At 68.6% G+C, this 14,949-nt stretch carries 9 protein-coding genes; all 9 read left to right on the top strand.

All coding sequences use genetic code 11. The features are described 5' to 3' along the window. Positions 1-385 precede the first annotated feature (385 nt). The 9 genes from JAV76_RS09310 (at position 386) to typA (ending at position 14,886) form a co-directional block, all read left to right on the top strand. The gene (locus JAV76_RS09310; protein WP_230402070.1) at positions 386-1,993 is read left to right on the top strand and encodes an ABC transporter substrate-binding protein; all 1,608 of its coding nucleotides are present in this window, start codon (positions 386-388) and stop codon (positions 1,991-1,993) included. Between the two features lie 174 nt (positions 1,994-2,167). Then, a complete protein-coding gene (locus JAV76_RS09305; RefSeq protein WP_198733753.1) occupies positions 2,168-3,094 on the top strand; it encodes an ABC transporter permease in 927 nt (308 codons plus the stop codon). Then, complete coding sequence (locus JAV76_RS09300; protein WP_198733752.1) at positions 3,087-4,070, top strand: ABC transporter permease; 984 nt, start codon at positions 3,087-3,089, stop codon at positions 4,068-4,070. Before JAV76_RS09305 ends, JAV76_RS09300 begins: the two co-directional genes overlap by 8 nt. Further along, positions 4,067-6,076 (top strand): dipeptide ABC transporter ATP-binding protein, encoded by a 2,010-nt coding sequence (locus JAV76_RS09295; protein ID WP_198733751.1) that lies wholly within the window; start codon positions 4,067-4,069, stop codon positions 6,074-6,076. The genes JAV76_RS09300 and JAV76_RS09295 overlap by 4 nt, the downstream gene beginning before the upstream one ends. 285 nt (positions 6,077-6,361) lie before the next feature. Next, the gene (locus JAV76_RS09290) at positions 6,362-8,245 is read left to right on the top strand and encodes an ABC transporter family substrate-binding protein (RefSeq protein WP_198733750.1); all 1,884 of its coding nucleotides are present in this window, start codon (positions 6,362-6,364) and stop codon (positions 8,243-8,245) included. 139 nt (positions 8,246-8,384) lie between these two features. Next, entirely contained in the window at positions 8,385-9,905 is a 1,521-nt protein-coding gene (locus JAV76_RS09285; protein ID WP_198733749.1) for an ABC transporter permease, read from the top strand. Positions 9,906-10,067: 162 nt separating this feature from the next. After that, positions 10,068-11,000: an ABC transporter permease gene (locus tag JAV76_RS09280; protein ID WP_198733809.1), complete on the top strand. Its 933-nt coding sequence runs from the start codon at positions 10,068-10,070 to the stop codon at positions 10,998-11,000. Then, positions 11,000-12,781 carry an ABC transporter ATP-binding protein gene (locus tag JAV76_RS09275; RefSeq protein WP_198733748.1) on the top strand — a complete coding sequence of 594 codons (1,782 nt, stop codon included), beginning with the start codon at positions 11,000-11,002 and terminating at the stop codon, positions 12,779-12,781. The genes JAV76_RS09280 and JAV76_RS09275 overlap by 1 nt, the downstream gene beginning before the upstream one ends. Before the next feature lie 194 nt (positions 12,782-12,975). Continuing rightward, positions 12,976-14,886 (top strand): translational GTPase TypA, encoded by a 1,911-nt coding sequence (typA, locus tag JAV76_RS09270; protein ID WP_198733747.1) that lies wholly within the window; start codon positions 12,976-12,978, stop codon positions 14,884-14,886. Positions 14,887-14,949 lie beyond the last annotated feature (63 nt).

Below are 14,949 nucleotides of genomic sequence, written 5' to 3'. Positions count from 1 at the left end.
AGGTCTCCCGGCGTCGACCGACCTCTCCCGTTCAATCTTGTACCTGTTGCGGAATCCCTGAGCGGGCCGGAAACTGCGCCAGCACAGGCTTCCAACACCGTTCACAAGCGATGCTGGGGCCCTTCAGATTCGCTACAAACGTTGGGATTGCAAGGGTGCTCAGGGTGCCCGTCCAGCATGTGAACACCTTGTAACCAACGTTACCGTGCAGTATCAACTCGGTAACGATCATGCTCCTGGGAACCCATGTGGCAGATCGGTCGCTGAACCCTGGGTACTTTTCTGCTTAAGCACGGACGCCCACGGCACCCCCGCGCTCCCCGGGCTGTCCGGTGGGCGTGGTCGGCCGACGACCACCGGGTGCTCCAACCTTCGAGGAGGAACATTGAAGATCAGGAAGCTCAGCCGGATCACCGCCATCGCGGCGGTCGGCTCGCTTGCGCTCGCCGCGTGCAGCGGCGGTGACTCCGACGGTGAGTCGAGCGCCTCGGACAACGTCTTCACCATCGCGTACAACAGCGACGGTGGACACCAGGCGTGGGTCGACGCGACGGCCAACAGCATCAAGAACGTGCTCGGTATCGAGGTCGAGGGCCAGCCCTACGCGACGTTCGCCGAGCTGCGCACCGACGTGGGCGACCGCGCCATGACCGGGGCGTTCCGCACCGGGTGGCAGGCCGACTACCCCACGCTCTACAACTTCCTCGGCCCGCTCTACGGCACGGGTGCCGGCTCGAACGACGGCGACTACTCGAGCGACGAGTTCGACTCGATCATCAAGCAGGGTCTGAGCGCCCCGTCGATCGACGAGGCCAACGTCTTCTTCGACCAGGCGCAGGAGGTCCTCCTCGCTGACCTCCCGTCCATCCCGCTGTGGTACTCCAACGTCACCGGTGGCTACTCGGAGAACGTCGACAACGTCGAGTTCGGCTGGAACAGCGTCCCGCTGTACTACCAGGTCACCAAGGCGGACGGCACCGCGGTGCTCGCCAACGGGTCCGAGCCGGAGAACCCCCTCGTCCCGACCAACACCAACGAGGTCGGCGGCGGTCGCATCATCGACATGATCTTCACGGGTCTGGTGTCCTACGACGCCGCCGGTGAGGCGCGCAACGAGCTCGCCGAGTCGATCACGTCCGAGGACCAGCAGAACTGGACGATCAAGATCAAGCCGGGCACCACGTTCACCAACGGCGAGCCCGTCACCGCGCAGTCGTTCGTCGACGCGTGGAACTACGGTGCTCTGCTGAGCAACGCCCAGAAGTCGTCGTACTTCTTCGAGGAGATCGCGGGCTTCTCCTACGAGGAGGACTCCGAGCTCACCGGCCTCGCGGTCGTCGACGAGACCACCTTCACGGTGGCGCTCAACCAGCCGAACGCCGCGTTCCCGCTGCAGCTCGGCTACTCCGCCTACTTCCCGCTCCCCGAGAGCGCGTACGCGGACATGGACGCCTTCGGTACGGCGCCCGTCGGTAACGGCCCCTACCAGGTGGTCGAGGGATCGTGGCAGAACAACGTGAGCATCGAGCTCGAGCCCAACGAGCAGTACTCGGGCCCGCGCGAGGCGCAGAACTCCGGCGTGAAGTTCACGTTCTACGAGTCCCAGGACGCTGCGTACAACGACCTCCTCGCGAACAACCTCGACATCCTCGACGCGATCCCGGACTCCGCGTTCGGCACCTACGAGGGTGAGCTCGGCGAGCGTGCCGTCAACCAGCCGGCGGCCATCTTCCAGTCGTTCACCATCCCCCAGGAGCTCGAGCACTTCGAGGGTGAGGAGGGCGTCCTCCGTCGCCAGGCGATCTCCCTCGCGATCGACCGCCAGTCGATCACCGACACGATCTTCCTGGGCACCCGCACCCCGGCGAGCGACTTCACGTCGCCGGTCATCGCCGGGTGGAGCGACTCGCTCGCCGGTTCCGACGTCCTCCAGTACGACCCGGAGCGCGCCAAGGACCTGTGGGAGCAGGCCAACGAGATCAACCCCTGGTGACGACTCAGGTCTGAACCAGAGCTGAACGACGGTGGGGTGAGGGACCGCACAGGTCCCTCACCCCACCGCGTGCGTACGGCACCTACCGGCGTCGTTGCGCACGTGACGAGTCCATTACAGTGGCCGACGGACGTCCACAGGCGTCACCAGAGGCCCTCAGGAAGGATTGGCCCGATGGTCCGATATATCGGACGCAGACTGTTGCAGATGATCCCCGTGTTCTTCGGGGCCACCCTCCTCATCTACGCGATGGTCTTCGCGCTCCCGGGGGATCCGATCCAGGCGCTCGGTGGAGACCGTGGTCTCGCGCCGGCGGTCGCCGATCAGATCCGTGAGCAGTACAACCTCGACAAGCCCTTCTTCGTGCAGTACCTGCTGTACCTCAAGGGCATCGTCACCCTCGACTTCGGGAACTCCTTCTCCGGGCAACCGGTCATGGACATCGTCAAGCGAGCGTTCCCCATCACGTTCCGGCTGGCCATGATGGCGATCGTCTTCGAGGCGGTCTTCGGGATCCTCTTCGGCCTCATCGCCGGTCTGCGCAAGGGCAAGATCTTCGACGCGACCGTCCTCGTCGTGAGCCTCCTCGTCATCGCCGTCCCGACGTTCGTCATCGGCTTCGTCGTGCAGTTCTTCTTCGGGGTGCGGCTGCAGTGGTTCCCGCCCACCGTCGGCGGGAACGTGAGCTTCGAGTCCCTCCTCATGCCCGCCGTCGTGCTCGGCGCCGTGTCCTTCGCGTACGTCCTGCGGCTCACCCGCACGTCCGTGGCGGAGAACCTCAGTGCAGACTACGTGCGCACCGCGACGGCCAAGGGCTTGTCTCGCGGGCGCGTCGTGAACGTGCACGTGCTCCGCAACTCGCTCATCCCCGTCGTGACGTTCCTCGGTGCCGACCTCGGTGCGCTCATGGGCGGCGCGATCGTGACCGAGGGCATCTTCAACGTCGCAGGGGTGGGCGGAACGCTGTACCAGGCGATCATCCGTGGCGAGCCGACGACGGTCGTGACCTTCGTGACGATCCTCGTGGTCGTCTACATCGTCGGCAACCTGCTCGTCGACCTGCTCTACGCCGTCCTGGACCCGAGGATTCGATATGCCTGAGATCTTCCACCCCGAGAGCGGTTCCCCCGCCCAGCCCTCCACCCGTCCGGGCCAGGGCCACTTCGTCGCGGACGTCCGCGAGACCCCCCTCGCCGTCGTCGACTCCGTGAACGAGACGGAGGCGCCCAGCAGCCTCTGGGGCGACGCCTGGCGCGACCTCCGCGTCCGCCCCCTGTTCTGGATCTCTGCGACGCTCATCCTCCTCGTGGTCGTCGTCGCACTCTTCCCGAGCCTCTTCACGACCGTCGACCCCAAGTTCTGCGAGCTCCGCAACTCCCTCGGCAGCCCCCAGTCCGGCCACCCCTTCGGCTTCGACCGCCAGGGCTGCGACGTCTACTCCCGCGTGATCTACGGGGCACAGGCGTCGGTCACCGTCGGCCTGCTCACGACCGTCGGGGTCGTCCTCCTCGGTGGCACCATCGGTGCGCTCGCGGGGTTCTACGGCAAGTGGTGGGACACGATCCTCTCGCGCGTCACCGACATCTTCTTCGCGATCCCCCTGGTCCTCGCCGCGATCGTCGTCGGCCAGGTCTTCAGCAACGGGAAGACCGTCTGGAACGTCGTCGCCGTCCTCGCCGTCTTCGGATGGCCCCAGGTGGCCCGGATCACCCGTGGTGCGGTGATCAGCGTGAAGAACAACGACTTCGTCACCGCGGCCAAGGCTCTCGGTGCGTCGAAGCTCGAGACGCTCGTGCGCCACGTGATCCCCAACGCTGCCGCGCCCATCATCGTCGTGGCGACGGTGTCGCTCGGGACCTTCATCGTCGCCGAGGCCACCCTGTCGTTCCTCGGGATCGGGCTGCCCCAGAGCGTCCTGTCGTGGGGCCACGACATCGCTGCCGCGCAGACGTCCCTGCGGACCAACGCGAGCGTGCTGTTCTACCCCTCGGCAGCACTCGCGATCACCGTCCTGAGTTTCATCATGATGGGCGACGCCGTGCGTGACGCCCTCGACCCGAAGGCCCGGAAGCGATGACACAATCACACGCCCAGGAGCCGCTCCTCGAGATCCGTGACCTCGACGTCTCCTTCACCACAGCCAACGGCGAGGTGCCGGCGGTACGCGGCGCGAACCTGACGATCTACCCGGGGCAGTCCGTCGCGATCGTCGGTGAGTCCGGGTCGGGCAAGTCGACCACGGCCCACGCCATCATCAGCCTCCTGCCCGGCACCGGGCGGGTCACGGGCGGGTCGATCCGCTTCGAGGGCACGGAGATCACCACCGCCTCGAAGCAGGAGATCGTCGACCTCCGCGGACGCTCCATCGGCCTCGTGCCCCAGGACCCCATGTCCAACCTCAACCCGGTGTGGAGCATCGGGTTCCAGGTCAAGGAAGCGCTGCGCGCCAACAACGTCGACGTCACCCGAGGTGCCCGCAAGGGGCTCGAGAGCGCCCTCGTCACCTCGGAGACCGCCGTCGCCGACGGGGACCGTCTCATCGGACGCAAGTCCAAGAGCGCCCTGCTCGACGTCCTGCGTCGCTCTCTCCTCGAGGGGCACGACGGCAAGCCGCCCGTGTCCCAGAAGACTGCGGACGCCGCGGTGCGGGCGGCGGACGCGCGGATCGTCGTCGGTTCGACCACCCGGCTCGAGGCCGTGAACGCGCTCGAGGACGCAGGGATGGCGACCGCGGGGCCTGCCGTCGACGCGCAGCGCGTGTCCGCCGACCTCGACGACCGGGTCGCCGGCCTGCTCGCCGAGGCAGGACTCCCCGACGCGCTGCGTCGCGCCAAGCAGTACCCGCACGAGTTCTCCGGGGGCATGCGTCAGCGTGCCCTCATCGCGATCGGTCTCGCAGCGCGGCCCAAGCTGCTCATCGCGGACGAGCCGACCTCGGCGCTCGACGTCACGGTGCAGCGGACCATCCTCGACCACCTCGAGGGCCTCACCCGTGAGCTCGGGACGGCCGTCCTGTTCATCACGCACGACCTCGGCCTCGCCGCCGAGCGGGCGGAGCACCTCGTGGTCATGTACCGCGGCAAGGTCGTCGAGTCCGGACCGTCGCGGCAGATCCTCGCGGACCCGCGCCACCCCTACACCCAGCGCCTCGTCGCCGCGGCCCCTTCCCTCGCCTCGCGCCGCATCCAGAGCGCCAAGCAGGCCGGCGTCCAGGCCAAGGAGCTCAAGGCCACGACCGGAGGGACCGGTGCTGCCGGTGGCCGCGACGACGTCGTGGTCGTGAAGAACCTCACGAAGGTCTTCCAGATCCGCGGCTCCGGGAAGCAGAAGGACTTCAAGGCCGTCGACGACGTGTCGTTCTCGCTCGAGCGCGGCACGACCATGGCCCTCGTCGGGGAGTCCGGGTCGGGGAAGTCGACCGTCGCGAACATCATGCTCAACCTCCTCGAGCCCACGGAGGGGAGCATCCACTTCGACGGCGTCGACCTGAGCACGCTCGGCTCGAGCGAGCTCTTCGACTTCCGTCGACGCGTGCAGCCGATCTTCCAGAACCCGTACGGCTCGCTGGACCCGATGTACTCGATCTTCCGCACCATCGAGGAGCCCCTGCGGATCCACAAGGTCGGGAGCAAGAAGGAGCGGGAGCAGCGGGTCCGGGAGCTGCTCGACATGGTCGCGCTGCCCCAGTCGACCATGCGACGGTTCCCCAACGAGCTCTCCGGGGGACAGCGTCAGCGCATCGCGATCGCCCGTGCGCTCGCCCTGCGTCCGGAGGTCATCGTGTGCGACGAGGCCGTCTCGGCGCTCGACGTGCTCGTCCAGGCGCAGATCCTCGAGCTCCTCAACGACCTCCAGACCGAGCTCGGCCTGAGTTACCTGTTCATCACGCACGACCTCGCTGTCGTCCGGCAGATCGCCGACCGCGTGTGCGTCATGAAGTCCGGCCGCATCATCGAGGCGGCCACCACGGACGAGGTGTTCGACACCCCCCGCGAGGAGTACACGCGAGAGCTTCTGGGTGCCATCCCCGGGGCGAATCTCGACGTCGTCCCCGCAGGCCTGGAGGGCATCGACCCGGCCTGACGCGCTGTGCCGGCCAGCACACCGGTCGACGACGGGCGGTTCCCGAGAAGGGGGCCGCCCTTCGTCGTCCCCGGGAGCCTTGCCGACCGGCGCCGGACGTCCGTCGACCGCCAGGTGTGAACAGTGAGTGTGAACGGAACATGACGGAAGTTGCCGACCAGTATCACTTCGGTAACGATCAGCACGAAATGTCCTCGATGTGTCCGGGCTCACAGTTCGGCTGGGTAGTTTGCTCCCTACGCAGGGGGCGGCCCACGGGCGTCCCCCCACTTCAGGGGAGGACCATTGAGGATCACGAACACTGCGGCGCCGATCGCGCTGCTGGCCGGCGGAGCGCTGCTGCTCTCGGCCTGCTCGGGCGGGACCGAGGAAGTCACCGAGACGGAGAGCGCGGGCGCGAGCGACGTCTGCACCACGAGCGCCCGGGACGACTCCGTCGTCGCGGCGCAGGAGGGGGCCCCGGTCACCCCCGAGGTGTTCCCCGAGGGCGGCGGTACCGGCAAGGAAGCGCTCGAGATCTCCTCCACGGCGGACGACGAGATCTTCTACTCCGTCGGCCAGGACGAGTGGTCCGGCTACAACGGCGCGATCCCCGAGAACTACGACGTGTACACGTCCGTCGTCAACGCCCGGACGGCGTCCGGGTTCATCTACTACGGGACCGACGGCGAGGTCCACGTCGACCCGGAGTTCGGGAGCGTCGAGAAGATCGCGGACGACCCGCTCACGGTGAGGTACACGATCAACGACGCGGCGGTCTGGTCCGACGGCACGCCCCTCGACTACGACGACATGGTCCTCGACTGGGCCATCACCACCTACACGGGCGGCAACCTCAACTACGCGGACCACCCCGAGTGCCACCTCTTCAACTCGGTGAGCGGCAGCTACGGGGAGTACGCCCCGAACGGCCCCGAGGGCGAGATCGGCGGCAAGGAGTTCGTGGTGACCTTCAAGGAGCCCTACGCGGACTGGAAGCTCCTGGTCGGCGGGCTCGGCCAGTGGTACCCGGCGCACGTCGTCGCGGAGCAGATCGGGCTCAGCGCCGACGAGCTGACGCAGGCGATCCTCGACGAGGACTTCGAGGTCATCGCCGAGGCCGCGGACTTCTTCAACACCGGTTGGGCCAACCCGGCCCCGGGGGAGCTCCCCGACGAGTCCCTCATCCCTGTCGCCGGACCCTACAAGTTCGGTACCTGGGTCGCCGGCCAGTCCATCACGCTCGAGGCGAACGAGAACTACTGGGGGACGCCCGCCGCGACGCAGCGGCTGACGTTCCGGTTCGCCGAGCCGAGCACCCACGTCCAGGCGCTCGCCAACGGTGACCTCGACGTCATCGAGCCGCAGCCCACCGTCGACACGCTCACCCAGCTCGAGGGCGTGGCGAACGCCAGCATCCTCACGGGCGACACGCTCACCTGGGAGCACCTCGACCTCAACCACCGGGACGGGCCCTTCGCGGAGAGCATGGAGCTGCGCGAGGCGTTCGCCATGTGCGTGCCCCGACAGCAGATCGTCGACAACCTCGTCAAGCCGATCAACCCCGAGGCCGTCGTCATGAACGCCCGCGAGGTCTTTCCCTTCCAGGAGAACTACGACGAGGTCGTCAGCGAGTCCTACGACGGCCGCTACGACGAGGTCGACCTCGACGGTGCCCGCGCCAAGATCGCCGAGTCCGGCGTCGCCACCCCGATCGACGTGCGCATCGGTTACGTCGCCGGGAACACCCGCCGGGCCGACGAGGTCGCGCTCATCAAGTCGAGCTGCGACCAGGCCGGGTTCAACATCACGGACGTCAGCTCCGCGACGTACATGGACGAGGGCGGTGAGCGGTCCCTCGGCGACTACGAGGTGTCGCTCTTCGCGTGGGCCGGGTCCGGGCAGGTCGCGTCCGGCGCGAACATCTACGTGACCGACAACCCCCAGAACTGGAACTGGTACTCCAACGAGGACGTGGACGCGGCGTGGAAGACGCTCGAGTCCTCTGTCGACCCCGAGGTGCACCTGGAGCAGACGAAGATCATCGAGAAGGGCCTGTGGGACGACCTGCACGGCATCCCGCTGTTCGCGCACCCCGGCCTCGTGGGGGCCGACTCCTCCATCCAGAACGTTCGGAAGACGGCGACCCAGAACCAGGTCGTGTGGAACGCGGAGCAGTGGGTCCGATGACCCCGTGACGCAGGGGGAACGCCCCCGCGTCACCAGACCGGGGGTGGGGCGCCAGGACCGTTCCTGACGCCCCGCCCCCGTCCTCCTGCCCCCGTCACCCTCGGTACGACGCTCGCCGTACCGCCACGAAGGGTCCTCCGTGCTCAGATTCGTCCTCCGCCGGGTGGGGATCTCCCTGCTCGTCATGCTCGGCGCCTCGGCGCTGCTGTTCTGGCTCGTGACCGTCTCAGGTGACGCGCTCGCCGACCTGCGCGAGTCGAACGCCGAGAACCGCCAGACGCTCATGAACTCCCGTATCCGGACCATGGGGCTCGACGAGCCATGGTGGTCCCGCTACCTCAGCTGGCTCGGCGGGGTCGCCCGGTGCTTCACGCTCGACTGCCGGCTCGGGGTCACCCGCAACGGCGTCGACGTCCAGCAGCTCATGGGTAACGCTGCTGTGACCACGCTGCGGCTCGTGGTGCTCGCGACGCTCCTCGCCATCGTGGTCGGTGTCGCCGTCGGGATCCTCACCGCGCTGCGCCAGTACTCGGGCTTCGACTACACGGTGACGTTCCTCGCGTTCCTCTTCTTCTCGCTGCCCGTCTTCTGGGCGGCGGTGCTGCTCAAGGAGTTCGGGGCCATCCGCTTCAACGACTGGCTAGCCGACCCGCTCATCAGCCCTCTGGTGACGGTGCTGCTCGCCGTGGTCCTCGCGTTCGTGCTGCAGTCGATCGTCGGCGGGGGACCGCGTCGTCGACTGACGACCGGCGGGATCGCGTTCGTCTGGATCGCCGTGTCCCTCGTGGTCTTCGAGGAGACCGGGACCTTCCGCGACCCCTCGTTCGGAGTCGTGCCGCTCGCGATCGCCGGTGCGGGGGCCGCGGTGCTCACCACGACGCTCGTCACAGGGCTGGGGCACCGCCGGGTCCTCTACGCGGCGTTGACGACCGTCGCGCTCGTCGTCGTCGGGTCGCTCGCCCTCGGCGGTGTGGTCGACGACCCGGGTCACGCCGTCGTGCTCGTGGGCCTGTACGCCCTCGCCGTCGTCACCGCTCTCGTCGTCGGATGGGCATGGGGCGGAAGCTCGAGACGCCAGGCGATGGCGGTGTCCGCCGTGACGGCGACCCTCGTCTGCCTCCTCGTCCTCATGAGCAAGGTCGCGGAGTACTGGGGGTCCTACCTCGTCCTGCAGCCGAGACCCATCTCGACGATCGGGGCGTCGACCCCGGGCTTCGCAGGGACGTTCTGGGAGGACTTCATCGACAAGGGCACCCAGCTGGTGCTGCCCACCATCCTCCTCATGCTCATCTCGGTCGCGTCGTACAGCAGGTACACGCGGTCGTCGATGCTCGAGGTGCTCGAGCAGGACTACGTGCGCACCGCACGCTCGAAGGGCCTCAGCGAGCGGACGGTCGTCACACGCCACGCGTTCCGCAACGCGCTCATCCCCATCACGACGATCGTCGCGTTCGACTTCGCCGGGCTCATCGGGGGTGCGGTCATCACGGAGCAGGTCTTCGGGTGGAAGGGCATGGGAGAGCTGTTCCAGACAGGGCTCAACCAGACCGACCCCATCCCTGTCATGGCGTTCTTCCTGGTCACCGGATCCGCGGCCATCCTCATGAACCTGCTGGCGGACATCGCGTACGCGTCCCTCGACCCGAGGATCCGGCGATGATCCGGCGTGCGGCGGCGCTGCACCCCGCGCCGTGCGCTCCCGTCCGCACCCAGCCCGACCCGCACCCCGCCGGAGGTCCTCGTGCCTGACCCCACGCAGCCCGGGGACGAATACGCCCCACAGCCCACCGACTCCGGGATCTCGCCGGTCCCCGGCCACGTCATGCCCGAGGTCACGCCCGGCCGCACGGAGGACCGCTCCTACAGCCAGGGCCAGCTCGTGCGCAGGCGGTTCTTCCGGCACGTCGGGGCGATGGTCTCCCTGGCCGTCCTGCTGCTCGTCGTGCTCGTCTCGTTCACGTCCATCGGGTTCGGTCCGGTGCCCGGGTGGTGGGACAAGGACTTCGCCCGGGCGGCGGATCTCGTCGACGGCGGTCGCCCTACCCTGCAGCTCTTCCCGTTCGCGCTGGGAGAGCACCCCTTCGGCCAGGACAACGCCGGCAAGGACTACTTCGCCCTCGTCATGCGCGGCACGCAGATCTCGCTGACGATCGCGTTCGTCGTCGGGATCGTCAGCACGGCGCTCGGGACGCTCGTCGGGGCCCTCGCCGGCTACTACCGCGGCTGGGTCGAGTCCGTCCTCATGCGACTGACGGACCTGTTCATCGTCATCCCGCTGCTCGTCCTCGCGGCCGTCCTCGGCCGGATCGCCGGCGGCGGCGGACCCGTCATGCTGGCCCTCGTGCTCGGCCTCGTCACCTGGACGGGGCTGGCCCGGCTGGTGCGGGGCGAGGTGCTCTCGTTGCGCGAGCGCGACTTCGTCACGGCCGCCCGGGCGGGCGGCACCGGCGCGGTGCGGACCGTGGTCAAGCACATCCTCCCCAACGCCGTCGGCGTCATCATCGTCTCCGGGACCCTGGCGATCGCGTCCGCGATCCTCCTCGAGACGGCGCTGAGCTTCCTCGGGTTCGGGGTCCAGCCGCCAGACGTGTCCCTCGGGTCGCTCATCAGCACCTACCAGAGCGCCTTCACGACCAGACCATGGCTCTTCTGGTGGCCCGGCCTCGTCATCCTCACCATCGCCCTCTCGGTGAACTTCGTGGGCGACGGTCTGCGGGACGCCTTCGACCCCCGGCAGAACAGGAGCAAGAGCTGATGGCCACCACGACGAGCACCGCACGCGGTGATGCGCCGACGAAGGGTGAGGGCCCGGTCCTGAGCTTCGAGGACCTCCACGTCCGCTTCTCCACCCAGTTCGGGGAGGTGCACGCCGTCAAGGGAATCACGTTCGACGTGCATCCGGGCGAGGTCGTCGCCCTCGTGGGAGAGTCCGGGTCGGGCAAGTCGGTCACCTCGATGACCGCGCTCGGACTGCTGCCGGCGAACGCCCGGGTGTCCGGCGACATCAGGGTCGGCGGCACGTCTCTCGGCGGCCTCGACGATCGTGGGCTGCGCCGGGTGCGCGGCAGGGACGTGGCGATGGTCTTCCAGGAACCGATGACCGCGCTCAACCCCGTCCTGACGATCGGCCTCCAGCTCACGGAAGCGCTCGAGCTGCACGGCATCGCCTACGGCACGGACGCGTCGGCGCGCGCGGTGGAGCTCCTGCGCATGGTCGGGATCCCCGAGCCCGAGCGACGCGCGCGCCAGTATCCGCACGAGCTCTCCGGGGGGCAGCGTCAGCGAGTCGTCATCGCCATGGCGATCAGCTGCGAGCCCAGGGTGATCATCGCTGACGAGCCGACGACGGCGCTCGACGTCACCGTGCAGGCCGAGATCCTCGACCTCCTGCGGTCGCTGAAGGACACGCTCCGCACCGGGATCCTCCTCATCACGCACAACATGGGGGTCGTCGCCGACATGGCGGACCGGGTGGCCGTGATGCTCCGAGGCGACCTGGTCGAGACGGGCACCGTGGAGGAGGTCCTCGTCCGTCCCGTGCACGAGTACACGCGACGGCTCCTCGGATCGGTGCCCCACCTCGGGGCGCGGGAAGACGCCCAGGTCGCCGCCGTCGACCCTGCGGAGGGAGCCGAGCGCCGCGCCGGTGCCCGGACCGGGACGCCTGCGCTCGACCTGAGCGGGCTCGTCATCGAGTACCAGCGCCTTGGCAGGCCCCCCTTCCGGGCCGTCGACGACGTGTCCCTCACCGTGGGAGAGTCGGAGATCGTCGGGCTCGTGGGGGAGTCAGGATCCGGCAAGTCCACCATCGGCCGGTGTGCCCTCGGGCTCATTCCTGCGGCGAGCGGCTCGGTGAACATCTTCGGGCAGGACGTGGGGCGGATCGGACGCAGAGATCTCAAGGAGCTGCGCAGACGCATCGGGGTGGTCTTCCAGGATCCCGCGGCCTCGCTCAACCCGCGCATGCCGGTAGGCGACTGCGTCGCCGAGCCTCTCGTCGTGCACAAGGTCCTGCGGTCGGGCAAGGACCGGTTGGAGAAGGTCCACGAGATGCTCGACGCGGTCGAGCTCCCGCGCAGCACGGCGAACCGGTACCCGCACGAGCTGTCCGGCGGTCAGCGTCAACGCGTGAGCATCGCCCGGGCGCTCATCCTCGACCCGGAGCTGCTCGTGGCCGACGAACCGACCTCCGCCCTCGACGTGTCGGTGCAGGCGAGCGTCCTCGCCTTGCTCACGGACCTCCAGGCCCGCTACGGGTTCGCGTGCCTCTTCGTCAGCCACGATCTCGCGGTGGTCGATCTTCTCGCTCACCGCGTCGTGGTGCTGCGGGGAGGACGGGTCGTCGAGGCGGGCCTGCGCGAGGACGTGCTCCACCGCCCGCAGGAGGAGTACACCCGACGCCTGCTCGCGGCGGCACCGGTTCCCGAGCCGCACGAGCAGCGTCGTCGCAGGGAAGCGAGGCACGCGTTCCTCGCAGAGCTCGGTGAGGAGGCCAGCGTCCTGCGCGACGTGAGGGGCGTGTCAGGGAGGGATTGACCACCTGCGTCGGCCCCGAAGGGCTCGGGACGGTACGATTGCCAAGGTCAACGTCGTCCGTCTGCCGGTCCGGGCTCGTCGCGTGCACCCACGCGCCGCAGAGCAGGGCCGCTGACACGTGACCACTCGGTGTCCCGCGGCGCGCACCAGCACGCTGCACCCGTTCCTTTCCTCACGGTGAAATGAGTTCCTCTATGTCTGTGCGCTCCGACCTGCGCAACGTCGCGATCGTCGCCCACGTCGACCATGGCAAGACCACTCTTGTCGACGCCATGCTCCACCAGTCGGGCGCCTTCGGGTCCCACGCGCACGTCGACGAACGCGCCATGGACTCCGGTGACCTCGAGCGCGAGAAGGGCATCACGATCCTCGCGAAGAACACCGCCGTGCGCTACGCCGGACCGGCGGCAGCGGCTGCGGGCGAGCCCGGCGGCATCACCATCAACGTCATCGACACCCCGGGTCACGCCGACTTCGGTGGCGAGGTCGAGCGCGGCCTGTCCATGGTCGACGGCGTCGTGCTCCTCGTCGACGCGTCCGAGGGCCCCCTGCCCCAGACGCGCTTCGTGCTCCGCAAGGCGCTCGTCGCCAAGCTCCCCGTCATCCTCGTCGTGAACAAGGTCGACCGCCCCGACTCGCGCATCGAGGAGGTCGTGGCCGAGACCACCGACCTGCTCCTCGGCCTTGCGAGCGACCTCGCGGACGACGTCCCCGACCTCGACCTCGACGCCATCCTCGACATGCCCGTCGTGTACGCGGCGGCCAAGGCCGGCCGTGCGTCGACGAACCTCCCCGCCGACGGCGGGCTGCCGGACAGCGAGGACCTCGAGCCGCTGTTCAAGATGATCCTCGACAAGATCCCCGCGCCCACCTACGAGGAGGGCGCACCGCTCCAGGCCCACGTCACCAACCTCGACGCGTCGCCGTTCCTCGGGCGTCTCGCGCTCCTGCGCATCTTCAACGGGCGCATCAACAAGGGCCAGACCGTGGCCTGGGCCCGTGCCGACGGCAGCATGCAGAACGTGAAGATCACCGAGCTCCTCGAGACCAAGGCGCTCGACCGCGTGCCCACCGACTCCGCCGGCCCGGGTGAGATCGTCGCCGTCGCCGGGATCGAGGACATCACCATCGGTGAGACGCTCACCGACCCGGACGACCCGCGTCCGCTGCCGCTCATCACCGTCGACGACCCCGCGATCTCCATGACCATCGGGATCAACACCTCGCCCCTCGCGGGCAAGGGCGGCAAGGGCCACAAGGTCACCGCGCGTCAGGTCAAGGACCGCCTCGACAAGGAGCTCATCGGCAACGTGTCGCTCCGCGTCCTGCCCACCGAGCGCCCCGACGCGTGGGAGGTCCAGGGCCGAGGCGAGCTCGCGCTCGCGATCCTCGTCGAGCAGATGCGCCGCGAGGGCTTCGAGCTCACCGTCGGCAAGCCGCAGGTCGTCACCAAGGTCGTCGACGGCAAGAAGTGCGAGCCCATGGAGCGCATGACGATCGACGTCCCCGAGGAGTACCTCGGCGCCGTCACCCAGCTCCTCGCCCAGCGCAAGGGCCGCATGGAGACCATGTCGAACCACGGCACGGGCTGGGTCCGCATGGAGTTCGTCGTGCCCGCACGCGGCCTCATCGGCTTCCGCACGCGCTTCCTCACCGACACCCGCGGCACCGGCATCGCGTCCTCCATCGCGGAGGGCTACGAGCCGTGGGCCGGCCCCATCGAGACGCGCGTCAACGGCTCCCTCGTCGCCGACCGCTCCGGCGTGGTCACGCCCTTCGCCATGATCAACCTCCAGGAGCGCGGCTCCTTCTTCGTGGACCCCACCCAGGAGGTCTACGAGGGCATGATCGTCGGCGAGAACTCGCGCAACGAGGACATGGACGTGAACATCACCAAGGAGAAGAAGCTCACGAACATGCGTGCCGCGAGCAGCGACACGTTCGAGAACCTCACCCCCCCGAAGCACCTCACCCTCGAGGAGAGCCTCGAGTTCGCCCGCGAGGACGAGTGCGTCGAGGTCACCCCCGAGGTCGTGCGCATCCGCAAGGTCATCCTCGACCAGAACGAGCGGGCACGCGCCTTCTCCCGCTCCAAGAAGTCCTGACGACCGTCGGGTGCGGGGCGGCCTGAGGGCGCCCTGCACCCGACGCCTCGTCGCGGGCTCGGC

The sequence above is a fragment of the Sanguibacter suaedae genome, assembly GCF_016342785.1.
Lineage (GTDB): Bacteria > Actinomycetota > Actinomycetes > Actinomycetales > Cellulomonadaceae > Sanguibacter > Sanguibacter suaedae.
This window is presented reverse-complemented; position numbering and strand designations above follow the sequence as displayed.